The sequence below is a fragment of the Segatella sp. genome (assembly GCF_977051555.1).
This window is the reverse complement of record NZ_CDRSSE010000003.1, coordinates 29,990-47,545: the sequence shown is the minus strand read 5'-3', so window position 1 is coordinate 47,545 and position 17,556 is coordinate 29,990. Positions and strand designations below refer to the sequence as shown.

Here is a 17,556-nt window from a genome sequence, read left to right as displayed (position 1 = left end):
TTAACTAATATATACTCGAGTAGGAGGTGAATGCTAATAATAGGTGTTTATCTCCTACTTTTTATGGTTAATAATTCTAAAACACATAAACTTTATGTAATTAGTTACAAAAACTATCTCCAAACGTCTTTGTATTTGTAAGATTTAAAATTAATTTGTACTAAAATAAAAATATGAAGATCGAAAGAAAGAGACTGGTACTCTTATCTCTTCTTATCTTTGGCGGCATCACAGCTTTTGCACAGAAAATCAGCCAGAACGTGATGCAGAAGATATACGACGAGGTAAAGACACCTTATAAATATGGTATGGTGGTTGCACCTGAGGACAACTACCACCAGATAGACTGTCCGATGGTGTATCGCGAAGGAAACAAGTGGTATATGACCTATGTGGTATACAACGGCAAGGAGGGAACGGATGGCAGAGGGTATGAAACATGGCTCGCTACCAGCGACGACCTGCTGCAATGGAAAACCCTCGGCAGACTGCTCTGCTATGCCGACAAGGGATGGGATATGAACCAGCGTGCTGGATACCCGGCGCTGATAGACTGGACCTGGAACGGATCTTATGAGATGGCAAAATACAAAGGTCGCCACTGGATGAGCTATTTCGGTGGAGAAGGTACGGGCTATGAGGCCATCCGCAAGCCGCTCAATATGGGTATGGCTTCTACCAAAGGCGATATCACCCAGGCACATCCTTGGGAAACATCCTCTTCGCCTGTTCTCTCTATCAACGACAAGAGTGCACAGTGGTGGGAGAAACTCACCCATTACAAAAGCACCGTCTACTGGGATAAGAACAAGACGCTGGGCAAACCTTTCGTCATGTTCTATAATGCCGGTGGCATCAACCCTGCCAACCAGCTGAAGGCAGAACGCATCGGTATCGCCCTCTCCAGCAACATGACTTCCTGGCGCCGTCTGCCTCTCCGCACAGCCAAGCGAAAAACAGGTAATCCGGTGTTCTTTCATGAGGCTCCGGGCATCATTACGGGAGATGCACAGATCGTGAAGTTCCCGCATTATTATGTCATGTTCTATTTCTCTGCCTATAATCCGGAGAGAAAATATAATGCCTACAATACCTTTGCCGTAAGCCGGGACCTGGTGAACTGGCAGGACTGGGAGGGAGCCGACCTGGTTTATCCTTCCAAACCTTATGATGATATGTTCGCCCATAAGAGTTATGTGCTGAAGCATCAGGGTGTGGTTTACCATTTCTATTGTGCCGTGAACCATGCCGGACAGCGAGGCATCGCTGTGGCTACCAGCGTGCCGATGGGACGTTCGCAGGTTTCTTTCCCGACACCTGAAAAGAAGGGAAAACGACAGATTGTGAGTCTGAATCAGGACTGGCAGGTAACCTTCGGCAAGACTTCGGAAGATAGTATCACGAAGAAGATGGGAACCTTCCGGGTGAATGTGCCCAACAATCTGGACGATTATTATGGCTACCGTCAGCTGAAGCACGGCAACTTGCATGGTACCGCCACTTACGAGAAGCATTTCTCCGTTCATAAACAGACCGGAAAACGCTACTTCCTGCAGTTGGAAGGAGTGGGAACCTTTGCTGCGGTCAAGGTGAACCGCAAGAGCTATCCGAAGGAATTGGTAGGCAGAACCTGCTTTACGCTCGATATCTCGGATGCACTCCGTGATGGCGATAACACATTGAATATCAAGGTAGAACATCCTGCCATGCAGACCAATAACCCTTGGCCTTGCGGTGGCTGTTCGTCAGAGTGGGGATTCTCGGAGGGCAGTCAGCCTTTCGGCATCTTCCGTCCGGTATCGCTCATCGAAACCGATGAGGTGAGGGTGGAGCCTTTCGGAGTACACGTCTGGAACAACGAAGCATGCGACAGCGTCTTCGTGGATACCGAGGTGAAGAACTATTCCGACCATGAGCAGACCATCGAGGTTATCAGCAAATTGGCGCTGAGCAGCGGCAAGACCGCTTTCCGACAGACAGGAAAGATAACCCTGAAGGCAGGCGAGACCCAGGTGGTCCGTCATCAGGCAAAGGTCAGCGATGCCCATCTGTGGAGCATCACGGATCCTTATCTCTATACCCTTTCCAGCATCATCAAGCGAGAGGGCAAGACCATCGATGATGTGGCTACACCTTTCGGCATCCGCTCCATCTCCTGGCCGGTACTCCGACAGAAACAGGCTGCGCTCCGTGGCGATTCAGCCCAGATGGATAAGAAAGACGGCAGATTCTATCTCAACGGCAGTCCGGTTTTCATCAACGGAACCTGCGATTACGAGCATCTCTTCGGTCAGAGTCATGCCTTCTCTCACGAGCAGATTGCCTCCCGTGTCAAGATGATGCGTCAGGCTGGTTTCAATGCCTTCCGTGAGGCTCATCAGCCACATAATCTCTATTACCAGCAGTTGCTGGATGAGCAGGGCATGCTGTTCTGGAGTCAGTTCTCGGCACATGTCTGGTATGATACATCCGCCTTCCGCAAGAACTTCAAGCGTCTGCTGCGCCGCTGGATCAAGGAGCGCCGCAATTCGCCTAGCGTCATACTCTGGGGCATTCAGAACGAGTGTGTGATGCCGAAGGATTTCACCGAGGAGTGTGCTGCCATCATCCGCGAGATGGACCCTACCGCTCAGACCATGCGCGCCATCACCACCTGTAATGGAGGAGAGGGAAGCGACTGGAATGTGATTCAGAACTGGAGCGGAACCTACGGCGGAACAGCCGATAAATATGATCAGGAATTGAAGCAGCCTAACCAGTTGCTGAATGGTGAATATGGTGCCTGGCGCACGCTCGGTTTCCGCAGTTCCGATGCAGAGAATCTGCATGCCGGTGATGCGAAGGCTCTGTCAAAAGCCTATACCGAAGATGCCTTTGTATCTCTTCTCAGCAAGAAGGCGATGCTGGCAGAGAGTGCCAAGGACAGCGTCTGCGGTCATTTCCAGTGGCTCTTCGTATCGCATGAGAATCCGGGCAGAGTGCAGCCGGATGAGGCTTACCGCCGCATCGATAAGGTGGGACCGTTCAATTACAAGGGACTTCTCACGCCTTGGGAACAGCCTACCGAAGGCTTCTACTGGTATCGCAACCATTATGCTAAGGTGCAGCCTGATACGCTTACGCCTACAGCTGCCGACCGCAACCGAGATCTTCTGAAACCAGCCGATGGTTATACCTATCTGTATAGAGTGAACTGTGGTGGTGATGCCGTTACTGACAGCTATGGCAGCGAATGGGAGCAGGATGATAGCGTCTATTCTCATTCCTGGGCAGGGCGTTTCGGCATGAATCCGTTTACGGCAAGTCAGGGACGTATCACCTCCCGCATTCATGGTCTGAAATCATCGTCTGCTTCTTCTGGAGTCTCTCAGCATACTGCGGCTTATGATGCACAGCTCTTCCAGTATTTCCGTTGGGGCCGTCATGCGCTGAACTATCAGTTTGCTGTTCCGGATGGAGAATATCGCGTAGAACTCTATTTTGCCGAGCCTTGGCTGGGCAAGCATGAGGGCGCCGGCATCGATTGTGAAGGCGAGCGCATCTTTGATGTAGCCATCAACGATTCCGTGGTAGTAGATGACCTCGACCTTTGGGCTGAGGCTGGCTTTGCGGGAGCCTGCAAGAAGGTGGTAGATATCAAGGTAAAGGGCGGTCTGCTGACCATTTCTTTCCCGGAAGTTAAGGTGGGAGAGGCTATCATCTCTGCCATCGCCATTGCTGCCAAGGGAGAGATAGGAGATGCTGAGAAGTGGGATACCGCCTTCAAGGGCAGCAAGCCTGCGAGCGGAATGAGCAAGACTTACTGGGCTGACCTGGATAAGGATGTGGTAGAGAAATATCCGAAGGAACTGTTGCCTCAGGACAACGAAGTGTTCCCGGCTGTGCGCTATAAGAGCAAGTCCTCAACCTGGACCATCAATCCCGGTGTGGCCCGCGAATACATGTTGCGTTTCCGCTATAAGAACACCACCGGTGAGCAGCAGGTTGGCAGGTTGAAGATTGTGGACAGCAAGGGCATCGTCCTGCTGGATAGAGACATGACCTTCCCTGAAACGCCGAACAAGTTCAAGACCATCGGTACCACTACCGATTCTCAGATCAATGCCGGTACCTATCAGATAATCCTCTCCGGTCTTCCGAACGTTTCGTTTGATTATCTGGAAGTGCAATAAAAGGAAATCTGCGCCATTTGCGAAATCTGCGTGACTTAAGAATCTCACGCAGAAGACGCAGATGGCGCAGTTTTGTTTTTCCTTACGTAAAAGTTTTTTTGAGATAAAAGTCTCAAAGTCTCATTATTTGGTGGAGATATCTTTGTAAGGCGTTGATATGTAGCGATATGTGAAAATGAGACTTCCTAATATCTTTACAAAAAAGTATCATAGAAGTATCATAAAATAGGGAGAAGTATCATGAAATCGGCAATGGGTTATTGTAAAAGACTAGAAAGAAGCGTCAACTATTTCAGTTTTTAGTATCAGTAGTAGCGTCAACTATCTCAGTCTTATAAAATTGATAGTGTCTACTTTTCTAGTTTATAAAGTAAAAAAGTGTCTACTGTGTTTTGGCAGCAAAGTTTAAATTAATTATCCCTTAATGCCAATCTTACAGAGTTTTTTGCCAAGATTGGCAAAAACTGTTCACTCCCAATATACAAAACGGGTTGGCACGTAACTTGCTTCTACATAGAGTGAAAGCCGAAGCCGGAAGGGCAAGGGGAACGATAAGAACCCTAAGTAATGACATTTGAGGGTTTCTTGAAATCCTTGAGCCTCGAAAGCCGAAGCAATCATTATTAAGAAGGATAAATAAAAAAAATGAGAAATCCCGACAGAGCCGGAAGGCGAAGAGAGGATGAGAAAAATAGAATTTGGAGGTTTTACATTATGTTGTTAGCTCGTAGAAATAACAGTGTTTCAAATTGGTTGAACAGTTGGTTTAATGACAACTTCTTTGATACAAGCTTGATGCCACACATGAACGCAACAGCTCCTGCAGTCAACGTCAAGGAAAGTGCTACAGCTTATACAATGGAGGTTGCAGCTCCTGGTTTGAAGAAAGATATGGTCAAGATGAACATCGACAAGGATGGCTATCTGAATGTATCCATCGAGAACAAGGATGAGAAGAAGGAGGAGAAGAAGGAAGAGCATTACTTACGTCGTGAGTTCTCTTACAGCAGCTACTCTCAGAGCTACGCTTTGCCAGAGGATGCTGATCAGGAGAAGATTTCCGCTGAGGTCAGTGATGGTGTCTTGAAGATTGAGATTCCTAAGACTGCCAAGGAGGAGAAGAAAGATGATGTTAAGCACATTGAGGTTAAGTAATATTTTTTTAAGTGCTATCAGCTTTCAAGATGACATTGATTACATCGGGAAAATAATTAAAACTGAGGGGCTAGTCCTGATAATAGGGGCCGGCCCTTTTTTGAATTTATGAATTTAATATAGGAAAGGATCTAGGATGATAAGAATATTTATTTCACTTGTTTTCTGTCTGATGTCAGCCTTTGCCTGTGCGCAGTCAAGCCAGTCAGATGATATGTATCAATGGGGAAAAAACAAGGCCAACGAGCAGTTGGTCAATGATCTTAAGTCACGTCAGAAAGCCCTCTGGAAAGATCAGCGTGACTTGCAAAACCGGATAGATAGTGTGTATTGGGATGAAGCATTGGATGCAATTAAGGATACTACCTTTACCTTTGAAGCTGACAAGGTAGTTTTCCCGTATGGGCAGATTGCCTATGTTAATTCCAACACCAATTTCGTCTCCGTCAATAAGGATGATGCTGTTGTGCAGGTTGCCTTCAATGTTCCCTTCTCCGGACCTAATGGCATTGGTGGAGTTACGGTTCAGGGAAACATAAGTGGATACAAGATTCAAACGGACAAGAAAGGGACTACACAAGTAAGTATGAGTGTTATCGGTATTGGTATTTCTGCCCAAATCTGGATTACCATGTATAAGGGAAGCCATGAAGCCAGTGTGGAGATTCTGCCTAACTTCAACTCTCGTAGGCTCACCCTCAATGGAGTCATACTACCTCTTCACAAGAGTACTGTATTTCAAGGGCGAACATTATAACAAAGAAGCCTGTCTTTATATGCTTTTTGCCCAGACTTGCCCAAGCCTTTGGGTATTTGTGCCCAACTATGTAGGGCATGGTTGCCCAAGGCTTTGGGCATGGATGCCCCTCGTTTTGGTCACTCGTACCAACGTACGTGGTCATCCGTACCCATGTACGTGGGTATGAGTAACCACGTACGTGGGCATAATTGATGCATTTCGTTCGATATTTCGCTTGTTTTGTATGCAGTTTCGCTTGTTTTGTATGATGCTTGCCTGTTTTTTATGATACTTCTCCCTATTTTATGATACTTCGATGAGACTTCTCTTGCTTTTTTCTGAAAAGTATCATTTTTATAAATAGTTAGATATCAAATATATAAACTGATATTTACCTGGGAAAATGAGACTTTGAGACTTTTTTCGTGAAAAAACATTCTTACGTGTGCGCGTGCGAGCGACGGTAAATCTAAAAAGTACTCTTTTTCAGTTACAAAAAATGGGGTGAGGCGTCTTTATTGTATGGACAAAAACGATAAACTGGTAAACTGTTTAAAAAATAAATAATATGATGAACAAACGGAAAATCATGATTATGATGGCTGGGATGGTTTTGCCAATCCTTGCACCTCAGGCTTCAGCCGCTGCAGAGCACCACGACTGGGAAGACCAGCATGTGCTTTCCATCAACCGGGAACCGGCACGGGCTGCATTCATGCCTTATCAGGCAAAGAAGGGAGATAGCCAGATGTCGCTCAACGGCGAATGGAAGTTCAGATGGACGAAGACGCCGGAGGAAAGAATCGTGGATTTCTATCGTACTGACTATAGCTGCAAGGACTGGAAATCGCTCGCGGTACCAGCCAACTGGGAGGTGAACGGATATGGTACACCTATCTATATATCAGCAGGTTATCCCTTTAAAATCAATCCTCCTTATGTGAAGATTGAACCTAAGAAGGACTGGACCACCTACGAGGAACGCAATCCTACCGGACAATATAAACGTACCTTCCAGCTGAAGGCAAACTCGCTGCTGTTCCGGCAGGACCGTCAGACCTTCCTGCGCTTCGAGGGCGTGATGAGCGCCTTCTATGTATGGGTGAACGGTGAGAAGGTGGGTTATTCGCAGGGTTCGATGGAGCCAAGCGAATTTAATGTGACTCCTTATCTGAAGGCTGGCAAGAACGAGATAGCCGTGGAGGTTTACAAGTATAGCGACGGCAGTTATCTGGAAGATCAGGACTTCTGGCGCTTCGGCGGCATCCACCGTGATGTGTGGCTCTATTCCACACCGAATGTCCGCATCCGTGATTTCGCCGTTCGCACCCTGCCGCAGCTCTCTTCCGCTACATCTTCTCCTTGTGATTTCACCCTGCAGATCAATCCGCAACTGGCGGTGGCAGCAGGCGAGAAGGGAGAAGGCTATCGGGTGATGGCGTGGCTGGAGGATGCTGAAGGTAAGGGCGTGATGCTGAAACTGTCGGGAGCTGACAGACCGGAGACTTCTCTGCAGGCTTCTGCCGACGAGATTCTCGACCTGAATCATAAGGCAGCCCTGATGAACGAATGGTATCCACAGAGAGGTGGAAGAAAATTCGAACGTATGGAGGGAGTAGTGGAAAAACCGCATGCCTGGACTGCCGAGACACCTTATTTATATACCCTGAAACTGGCACTTCTCGACAAGCAGGGAAGTGTGGTGGAACAGGTACAGCAGCGCATCGGATTCAGGTGGGTTTCGGTAGAAAACGGACAGCTGATGGTGAATGGAAAACCTATCAAGCTGCGTGGCGTGAACCGGCATGAGCATGATCCGAAACTGGCACGAGTGATGACCGAGGAGATGATGCAGCGCGATATCAGACTGATGAAGCAGGCGAACGTGAATGCCGTCAGAACCAGTCATTATCCGAATGTTTCACGCTGGTATGAGCTGTGCGACAGCGCCGGCATCTATGTGATGGACGAGGCAGATTGCGAGACCCATGGACTCCGTGGTACGCTCACCTCTACTCCCGACTGGAATGCTGCCTTTCTGGACAGAGCCGTGAGAATGGCAGAGAGAGACAAGAACCACCCGAGCATCATCTTCTGGAGCTTGGGCAACGAGAGCGGTTTCGGTGCTAATCATGCTGCCATGGCAGGCTGGCTTCATACCTTCGACCCGACGAGACTGGTACATTATGAAGGTGCTCAGACGCCTTATCAGCCAGCGAAGGGCCTGAGCGAGAAGGACTTTGATGAGACTGACCCGGACTGTGTGGATGTCTTGAGCCGTTTCTATCCCCGTGTGAAGGCAGAGTATCTGAATCCGGGAGTTCCCGAAGGATCTGACAAGGAGAGAGCGGAGAATGCCCGATGGGAGCATCTGCTGGATATTGCGATGAGAAAGAACGATAATCGTCCTGTGCTTACTAGCGAATATGCCCATTGTATGGGTAATGCGCTGGGTAATTTCAAGGAATATTGGGAGGAGATATACAGTCATCCCCGCATGGCTGGCGGCTTTATCTGGGACTGGGTTGACCAGGGCATCTATGCTCCGGGAACCAACCACGTGCTCTATGGCGGTGATTTCGGTGACAAACCTAATCTCAAAGCCTTCTGTCTGAACGGCGTGGTCTTCTCCGACCGCTCGGTATCGGCTAAGTATCAGGAGGTAAAGCATACTTATGCACCGGTGTGGATAACTCAGAAAGGGGATGAAATCTGGGTAAAGAATCATCATTCCCATCTCTCGCTGGAGGGCTTCAGCTGCAAATATCAGGTGACGAAAAATGGGGCTGTCGGTCAGGAGGGTGTGCTGAAAATGCCTTCAGTACAGCCGGGTGATAGTGCAAAGTTATGCAGCTTGCATGATTTCAAAGCGTATAAAAATACGGATTCCCGATTGAATATCTCAGTTATTTCCCAGCAGGGAGTAGAGGTAGGAAGGGAACAGATAGCCCTCAGCGATGACTTGTATGAAGCTGGCAGGAAACTGGCTGCTGATGCCATGAAGCGATACAAGTCTTCCCGCCGTTTGGCAACTTTGTCAACTGCCGAGTTGCTGGCACGCAATATTTCCGTGATTCCTCAGTTCTTCCGTGCGCCAACCGACAACGACAAGAGTTTCGGCAACTGGATTGCGAAGGATTGGAAGAAGACTCATCTCGACAGCACGCTCTCTGCTATCCCGCTGAAGGATGGGGAGTATGTATATCATTATGGTGAGGATGGGGCATCAGATAAGGCTGGTTCTTCGGCATCGGCTAAGTCTGGTGGCAATATCCGTCTCCGTTTAGAGGTAGCTCCTCAGCAGGACGGCTTCGTCGATGTGAAGGCTACCTATAGTTTTGAGGGCAATCTGCCTGAGCTTCCTCGTCTGGGCCTGATGCTGAAGTTGCCAAGAGTGGCTTACGACCAGGTGAAATGGTATGGCAGGGGCCCTTGGGAGAATTATCCTGACCGCAAGCAGTCTTGTCCGATAGGTTGGTATGAGAGCAGCGTGGAGGATCAGTTTACCCACTATCCCCGTCCGCAGGACAACGGCAACCACGAGGACTGTTCGTACATCGAACTGACCAACAAGAATGGTAAGAATGCTCTGCAGGTTATCGCTGCAGGCAATACGCCATTGAGTTTCTCTGCCTTGCCATACAGCGTGGCAGATCTCTATGCCGCCCGTCACGATTTCGAACTGAAACAGTCAGCTAATCCAAACTTCCGCTACACCTGTCTCAGTCTCGACTGTGCTGTCCTTGGCTTGGGTAACAGCAGTTGCGGACCTGGTGTATTGAAGAAATATGCCATTGACAAAACTCGCAGTTATACCCTGCATTTCAAGATGAGAATACTATGAGGCATCAGGTATTTGGGGATGCCGTTTTGAGGTAAATTAATAACTTGTCGGAAAAGGTGCGTAAAAGCTCTTTTCCGACAAGTTTAGTTTTATCATCTGCGAAAGTTGGTGATTTTTGATATGTTTTCGCAGCTTATCTCGAATTATTTGTTTTGCATTATGCAATTTGCATAATTTAATTTGCATAATTCGAGAAATCTTATTATCTTTGCCGCCATAACCAATGATTTAATTAGGTAAAGAGTATGGAGAATCCTTTTATTATCACAGGCAAGATTAAGCCAGAGTACTTCTGCGACAGAGAGGTGGAGGCAGAGAGAATCATCCGAAAGGTAACTTCGGGTGAAAATATTGTGTTGATGGCTGCACGGCGTGTGGGCAAAAGTAAGCTTATTGACTTTTGTCTCGACTCGCCGATGGTCAAGAATGATTTTATCGCCATTTCCATCGACATACTCCGTACTTCGAGCATCCAGGAGTTTGCCTTCGAACTAGGTAAGGCTGTTTTCGAACAGGCGGCTCATCGCAGTCAGAAGATGCTCAAGATGGTGGTCAACACATTGAAATCTATCAATGGGTGTTTTGGCTATGATCCCATCTCGAACACGCCGACCTTTAACCTTTCGCTAGGCGATATCTCCGATCCGCTCTATACCCTGGATGAGATATTTGCCTGTTTGGAGCATGCCGATAAGAAATGTATCGTGGCGATAGACGAGTTCCAGCAGATTGGCTATTATCCAGAGAAGAACATGGAGGCAATATTACGCACTTATGTGCAGAAATGCAGCAATGCCAACTTCATTTTCTCTGGTAGCGAGCGCCATCTCATTACGAAGATGTTCTCCGAAAAGGCGCATCCATTCTACAATAGTGCCGACATGATGAACTTGGAGGTGATACCATACGATAAGTATTTGGAATTTGCGAAAAGTTTGTTTGCCAGGTTCGGGAAGGACGTGGAGGAAGAGGCTGTGCGGGATGTCTATGATACGTTCGGAGGAAATACGTATTATATGCAGAAGGTGTTTCATGAAGCTTTCAACCAGACGGATGTAAAGGGCAAGGCTGACAAGGCAATGGCGGAAGCCATCATCCACATGATGATATTGGACAACGACCGCAAGTTTAGTGAAATCCTGTCGCGTCTCACGCTCCCTCAGAAGGAATTGCTTTATGCAATAGCCAAGGATGGCATTGCCAAGCAGATTACTTCCACGGTTTTTGTAAAACGGCATAATCTACGTTCTGCCAGCAGCGTTCAGTCTGCCATCAAGAAATTGTTGGAGTATCATCTGGTATCTACTTCGTTGGGTACGTACTATATTGATGACCAACTGATGAAGTTGTGGCTGAATTAGCTCTATAATCTGCGAAAGTTGATGTTTTTTGATATATTTTCGCAGCTTATCGGAGTATTTCCGATTTGCTAAATAGTTACAAAATCTGTGTTTATGAGTCTTTATTGATGAATAACAAAATGAATATAAACAAACGTAGAATAAACAATATGTATCTAAAACAAACATTCTTAGCAATAGCTTTGGGGGCGATGGCGATGACTGCTACCGCACAGACGGGTGTTGACACACAGCGACAGTATCTTTCAGGACATGGATGCGATGACATGGTGAACTGGGATTTCTACTGCACAGGTGGTAGAAATGCCGGCAAGTGGACCAAGATTGGTGTGCCTTCCTGCTGGGAACTGCAGGGATTCGGTACCTATCAGTATGGCATGCGATTCTACGGAAAGGCTACTCCGGAAGGTATTGCTGACGAAAAAGGAAAATATAAATATGAGTTTACGCTGCCACAGGAGTGGGAGGGCAAACAGATAGAACTCGTCTTCGAAGCCGTAATGACCGATGCCAAGGTGACCATCAACGGCAGAAAGGCGGGAAATGGCTTGCATCAGGGCGGTTTCTATCGCTTTACTTACGATGTGAGCGACCGCATCTTCTTCGGGAAACATAAGAACAGACTCGAAGTGGAGGTGAGCAAGGAGAGCAGCAACAGTCAGGTGAACATGGCGGAGCGCCGTGCTGACTACTGGAACTTCGGCGGCATCTTCCGTCCTGTATTCATCGTGGCAAAACCTGCGCAGAACATCGACCGTGTGGCGATTGATGCCAAGGGCGATGGTCATTTTATGGCAGACTGCTACCTGAACCGTGCCGTCAAGGGGGCGAAGGTGAAGACCGAGATTCTGGATGAGAAAGGAAAGGTGGTGGCATCGAACGTAGCTGATGCCAGAAACAGCGATGAGGCGCATGTCGACTTCCGGACGAAGGCACCTAAGCAATGGACTGCCGAGACCCCACATCTCTATACAGCCGTCTTCACACTCCAGGATGCAGCAGGCAAGACGCTCCACAGAGAACGTCAGAAGTTCGGCTTCCGTACCATCGAATACCGTGCCAGCGATGGCGTTTATATCAACGGTCAGAAAGTCATCTTCAAAGGTGTGAACCGTCACAGTTTCCGTCCGGAGACCGGTAGAACGCTGAGCAAGGCAAAGAATATAGAGGATGTGAAACTCATCAAGAGCATGAACATGAATGCCGTGAGATTGAGTCATTATCCTGCCGATCCGGAGTTTCTGGAGGCTTGCGATTCGCTCGGTCTCTATGTGGAATGTGAGTTGAGCGGCTGGCATTGGGCGCATCCTACCATCGTGGGCAAGCAGCTGGTGAAGGAGATGATTACCCGTGATGAGAACCATCCTAGCATCATCTTCTGGAGCAACGGAAACGAGGGTGGTTTCAACTATGAACTGGAACCAGACTTTGCGCTCTGGGACAAGCAGAAGCGTGTGGTTCTCTATCCTTGGGCTAACCGCAACGGCTTTGAAACCAAGCACTACCGTTCTTATGGCGAGACCCAGGAGTATATGCGACAGAAGGAAATCTTCATGCCTACCGAGTTCCTGCATGGTCTGTATGACGGCGGACATGGAGCAGGACTGAAGGATTACTGGGACATGATGATGGCGAACCCTCGCTGTGCCGGCGGATTCCTCTGGGACTTGATGGATCAGGGTGTGGTGCGTACCGATAAGAACAATTATGTAGACTGTATGGGTAACTTCGGAGCCGATGGTATCGTAGGCCCTCATGCCGAGAAGGAAGGTTCTTTCTATACGATTAAAGAGGTATGGTGCCCGGTACAGTTGACTTGGAATGATGTGGAGAAAGGTGAACTCACCTTATCTAATCAGTATAACTTCGTAAATCTGAAGGATTGCCGCTTCTCCTATCGTCTGTTGCAGATGCCAGCGATGGGCAGCACTCAGGTCAAGGTATTGAAGCAGGGCAATATCTCTTCTCCGGATGTAGCTCCGGGCAAGGAAGCCCAGGTGAAGATACCGATGATGGCGAATGCTGATGTGGTAGAAATCAAGGCTGTGAACCATGAAGGTGAGGAAATCATGACATGGAGCAGGGAAGTGAAGAGTGAAGAACGAAGAGTGATGAATTCTAGTGCTTCAAGTACTTCAAGTGCTTCATCTGCTGCTTATGCTGAACAGACTGATGCTGTAGAAGTGAAGGCGGGTGGAAGAACTTATCGCTTTGCCAAGAAAGATGGCAGACTGATGGGCGTTGAGGTTGGCGGCAAGGCTATCTCGCTGAGCAACGGACCTCGATTCATGGCTGCCAGAAGAAGTGACCGCAGCCTGGACCAGTTCTATAATCATGATGATAAGGAGGCTGAGAAGAAAAAGACACTCTATACCGAATTTGTTGACCAGGGTTCTTTCGCTGGTTTCGAATGGAAGGAAGCGGAGGCAAAGCTGGTGGCTACATATCAGCATGGATCACTCGATGAGGTAGACTGGCAGTTCCTTTCTGACGGTTCGGTGGCTGTAACCTGCCATTACAATTTCGGTGGCGTGGTAGATATGATGGGTATGGCTTTCGACTATCCGGAAACCAAGGTCCGCAGCAAGGCTTGGGTGGGCAACGGTCCTTACCGGGTTTGGCAGAACCGCGAACAGGGTCCGCAATACGGCTACTGGCAGAACGATTATAATGACCCGATTCCTGCCGAAAGCTGGGATTATCCTGAGTTTAAAGGCTACTTTGCCAACGTGAAGTGGATGCAGCTCAAGACCGATGAAGGAAAGATTGGCTTCTCTGGTCTGACTGCCGATGAGCACATGGGTGTTTATACCCCTCGTGATGGTAGAGACGGACTGCTCTATACCTTGCCACAAACCGGTCTGGCAGTCTTCAAGGTGATACCTTCAGTAAGAAACAAGGTGAACACTACCGACCTCAACGGACCTTCAGCCCAGCCAAAATGGCTGAACGGCAAAGGCAAGGCAGAGTTTACTTTGAACTTTGAGCTTTGAACTGTTAACTTTAAACTGTTAACTTTTAACTGTTATGAACTGTTATGAATAAGAAAAAACGATATACGGTGATGGCATTGTCGGCGCTTCTGGTAGCGTCGACAATGGCTCATAATGACGAGGCTAAGCCCTGGACCTTCTGGTACTGGATGTATGGCGCCGTTTCCAAGGCTGGTATTCATGCCGATCTGGTCGGTATGAAGAATGTTGGCTTGGGCGGTACCTATCTGATGCCGATCCGTGGTGTCAGCGAACGTCCGGAGTATCAGGGCGAGGCGGCACAGTTGTCACCTAAGTTCTGGGAGATGGTGGATTACTCTTTCCAGCAAGCCGACTCCCTGGGTCTTGACATGGGCATCCATATCTGCGATGGTTTCGCCCTGGCAGGCAATCCGTCTATCCTTCCTGCCGAATCGATGCAGAAGGTGGTATGGACCGATACCATTGTGGGTGGCGGTAAGAAGATAGAAGGCATGCAGATGTGGCAACCCGAAAGTTATAAGGACGGGAAGTTGCAGCCTGCCGGAAGCGAGGGCGGATATTATCAGGATATCGCTGCCTTTGCCATCCGATGCAAGGAGAAACCCCAACTCTTCAAACCAGAGAAGATAGAATATACCGAGGCTGTTTCTACCGCCAAGGGCTATTATCTGGCAGCGAAACCTGCCTCTATCACCTATTCGTTTCATAAACCTGTTACGGTGCGCAGCATGCGGGTGGTGCCTAACGGCAACAACATCCAGTCGCAGCGCCTCCTGGTGCAGGCATCTGATGACGGCATCAACTTCAGAGACATCAAGCAACTGGTGCCACCCCGTCAGGGTTGGCAGAACACGATGTGTGATTATACCTTCAGTTTGCCGACTACCACCGCCCGCTATTTCCGATTCTCATGGACTCCGGAAGGTACAGAGCCGGGAGCAGAAGACCTGGATGCTGCCAAATGGAAACCGCTGCTGAAATTGGAGAATATCCTCTTGAGCAACCAGCCGATGATTAACCAGTATGAGGGAAAATCGGGTGCCGTATGGCGTATCGAAACCGATGCGGCAGCTAAGAGCGAGACCGTGGCGATGACAGATGTGCTGCCATTGAAACTGGAAAATGGAATGGTGATGGGTGTTATGGTGAACGGCAACCTGATGAATAAGTTGCCTAAGGGCACCTGGCGACTGTTGCGAATGGGACATACTTCAACAGGACAGACCAATGCGACAGCCGGAACCGGTAAGGGACTCGAAGTGGATAAGTTCTCACCGGCAGCCGTCAGGAAACTTTTCAATTCCTGGTATGCATTGTTCCTGAACCGTCCGCACAGCGATGTGGTGAAGTATCTGCACATCGACTCCTGGGAGTGTGGCAGTCAGAACTGGGGCTATCAGTTTGCCGAGGAATTCAAGGCACGCCGCGGTTACGACCTCATCCCATACCTCCCGATTATGGCAGGTGTTCCGATGGAGTCGGCTTCCAGATACGAACAGGTGCTGAAGGATATCCGTCTCACCATCAATGACCTGGTAAACGAGAAGTTCTTCAAGACCTTTACTGATTTGGCTCATGAGCAGGATATAGAAGTATCTCACGAGAGTATCGCACCAACCTTCCCTGCCGATGGTCTGCAGCATTATCAGTATGCCGACAATCCGATGGGAGAATACTGGCTCAATTCGCCTACTCACGATAAACCCAACGATATGCTCGATGCCGTGAGCGGTGCACATATTTATAATAAGAACATCGTTCAGGCAGAGGGATTCACCGAGGTTCGTGGTGTATGGAACGAGACACCAGCCATGCTCAAGCCGATGCTTGACCGCAATCTGGCACTCGGTATGAACAAACTCTTCTTCCATGTAACTGCCCATAATCCTTGGATGGACCGCAAGCCGGGAATGACACTTGATGGTATCGGTCTCTTCTTCCAGCGCGACAATACCTGGTATCCTGAGGCACGTGGTTTTGTGGATTATATCACCCTGTGTCAGAATTATCTGCAGCAGGGCAGACCGGTGGTAGACATCGCCGTGTTTACAGGCGAAGAGATTCCGAGCCGTTCGCTAACTCCGGATAAACTCGTTCCGATGCTTCCTGGCGTATTTGGTGCTGAACGGGTGGCAAGTGAACAGAAACGTATGGCTAATGTAGGCATTCCGATGGAGGAATCGCCAGTGGGAGTAACCCATTCGGCGAATATCCTCGATCTGAAAGACTGGTGCAATGCCCTGCATGGCTACAAATATGATTCGATGAACAAGGATGCCTTGCTGAAATGGAATTTCGAATACAGTCCGAAGGGCAAATTGCCTGGAAATCAGGATTACCGCATTCTTGTGGTTCCGCAGCCGGCAAATACCCTGTCTGCCGAGGTAAAGGCGAAGATAGAGGAGTTGCGCGAGGAAGGCATCATCATCATCGACAAGCCTTATCAGGCAAAGGACTTCTCTCAGTATGGCATCGAACCGGATGTCGTTCTGCCCGAAAATATGGATTATGCCCACCGCTGTGTGTTGGAGGCAACAGGCAGGAAGGACATCTATTTCCTGACCAATCAGGAGGATAAGGAGCGACTGATTACGGCAACCTTCCGTACCAGGACTTCCAAAATCCGCCAGGTTGTGAAATTGAGTCTGCCTACTTATGGTTCCGCTTTCGTTATCCTCTCGAACAAGGAAGACATGCAGGTTATCAGTCAGACAGGTCATAAACTGGTTGAAGAAGAAGGTGTAGGTTTTACAGAAAACTATCCTTCTGTGCTGGCTGTAGCCGACAAATGGAAGGTTCATTTCGATGATATCCGCAAAGATACCACCGTAACGCTTCCTTTCGACTGGTCGAAGTCGGCAGATGAGAAGATGAAGTACTACAGCGGTCACGTTACCTTTACCTCTTCTTTTGAATGGGGCGATTCCATTCCGGTTTCAGATGAAGAGAAAATGGAAGTTCCAGCCGAGAAAAAGAAGACGGCTTCTTCTACTGACGGATTCATCAAAATCCAGTTGGGCAAAATTGGTGATGTGGCACGTGTGCTGGTCAACGGCAAGCAATATGGTTATGCCTGGACAGCTCCTTACGAGGTGTATGTTCCGAAGCGCGACCTGAAGAACGGCAGCAACGAAATACAGATTGTTGTAGCCAATACCTGGCACAATGCGCTGCAGGGTGCTGGCGAAGGAAAGGCTCCGTTTAAGGGAATCTGGACCAATGCCAAATATCGCACTAAGAGCAAGGCGCTCCTGCCTGCCGGATTACTTTCCACGATTAAAATCGTGTATTAGTTAATAGTTGATAGTTT

General features: G+C 48.5%; 7 protein-coding genes. All 7 read left to right on the top strand.

All coding sequences use genetic code 11. The features are described 5' to 3' along the window. Positions 1-173: 173 nt before the first annotated feature. The 7 genes from ACWJAO_RS01235 (at position 174) to ACWJAO_RS01205 (ending at position 17,539) form a co-directional block, all read left to right on the top strand. Complete coding sequence (locus tag ACWJAO_RS01235) at positions 174-4,172, top strand: malectin domain-containing carbohydrate-binding protein (protein ID WP_449138974.1); 3,999 nt, start codon at positions 174-176, stop codon at positions 4,170-4,172. A gap of 714 nt (positions 4,173-4,886) precedes the next feature. Then, positions 4,887-5,327 (top strand): Hsp20/alpha crystallin family protein, encoded by a 441-nt coding sequence (locus tag ACWJAO_RS01230; RefSeq protein WP_089544344.1) that lies wholly within the window; start codon positions 4,887-4,889, stop codon positions 5,325-5,327. A gap of 250 nt (positions 5,328-5,577) precedes the next feature. Further along, positions 5,578-6,084 carry a DUF4251 domain-containing protein gene (locus tag ACWJAO_RS01225; protein ID WP_449138973.1) on the top strand — a complete coding sequence of 169 codons (507 nt, stop codon included), beginning with the start codon at positions 5,578-5,580 and terminating at the stop codon, positions 6,082-6,084. A 550-nt stretch (positions 6,085-6,634) separates the two neighbouring features. Further along, the gene (locus ACWJAO_RS01220; RefSeq protein WP_449138972.1) at positions 6,635-9,910 is read left to right on the top strand and encodes a glycoside hydrolase family 2 TIM barrel-domain containing protein; all 3,276 of its coding nucleotides are present in this window, start codon (positions 6,635-6,637) and stop codon (positions 9,908-9,910) included. Between the two features lie 245 nt (positions 9,911-10,155). After that, complete coding sequence (locus tag ACWJAO_RS01215) at positions 10,156-11,271, top strand: AAA family ATPase (protein WP_449138971.1); 1,116 nt, start codon at positions 10,156-10,158, stop codon at positions 11,269-11,271. A 149-nt stretch (positions 11,272-11,420) separates the two neighbouring features. Then, the gene (locus ACWJAO_RS01210; RefSeq protein WP_449138970.1) at positions 11,421-14,264 is read left to right on the top strand and encodes a glycoside hydrolase family 2 TIM barrel-domain containing protein; all 2,844 of its coding nucleotides are present in this window, start codon (positions 11,421-11,423) and stop codon (positions 14,262-14,264) included. Positions 14,265-14,308: 44 nt separating this feature from the next. Further along, positions 14,309-17,539, top strand: a complete 3,231-nt coding sequence (locus ACWJAO_RS01205) for a glycosyl hydrolase (protein WP_449138969.1) — start codon at positions 14,309-14,311, stop codon at positions 17,537-17,539. The last annotated feature ends 17 nt before the right edge of the window (positions 17,540-17,556 follow it).

Coding starts and splice junctions, on each gene's coding strand:
- ACWJAO_RS01230 (WP_089544344.1), top strand. CDS start 4,887: ATGTTGTTAGCTCGTAGAAATAACAGTGTTTCAAATTGGTTGAACAGT.
- ACWJAO_RS01210 (WP_449138970.1), top strand. CDS start 11,421: ATGTATCTAAAACAAACATTCTTAGCAATAGCTTTGGGGGCGATGGCG.
- ACWJAO_RS01205 (WP_449138969.1), top strand. CDS start 14,309: ATGAATAAGAAAAAACGATATACGGTGATGGCATTGTCGGCGCTTCTG.
- ACWJAO_RS01220 (WP_449138972.1), top strand. CDS start 6,635: ATGATGAACAAACGGAAAATCATGATTATGATGGCTGGGATGGTTTTG.
- ACWJAO_RS01215 (WP_449138971.1), top strand. CDS start 10,156: ATGGAGAATCCTTTTATTATCACAGGCAAGATTAAGCCAGAGTACTTC.
- ACWJAO_RS01235 (WP_449138974.1), top strand. CDS start 174: ATGAAGATCGAAAGAAAGAGACTGGTACTCTTATCTCTTCTTATCTTT.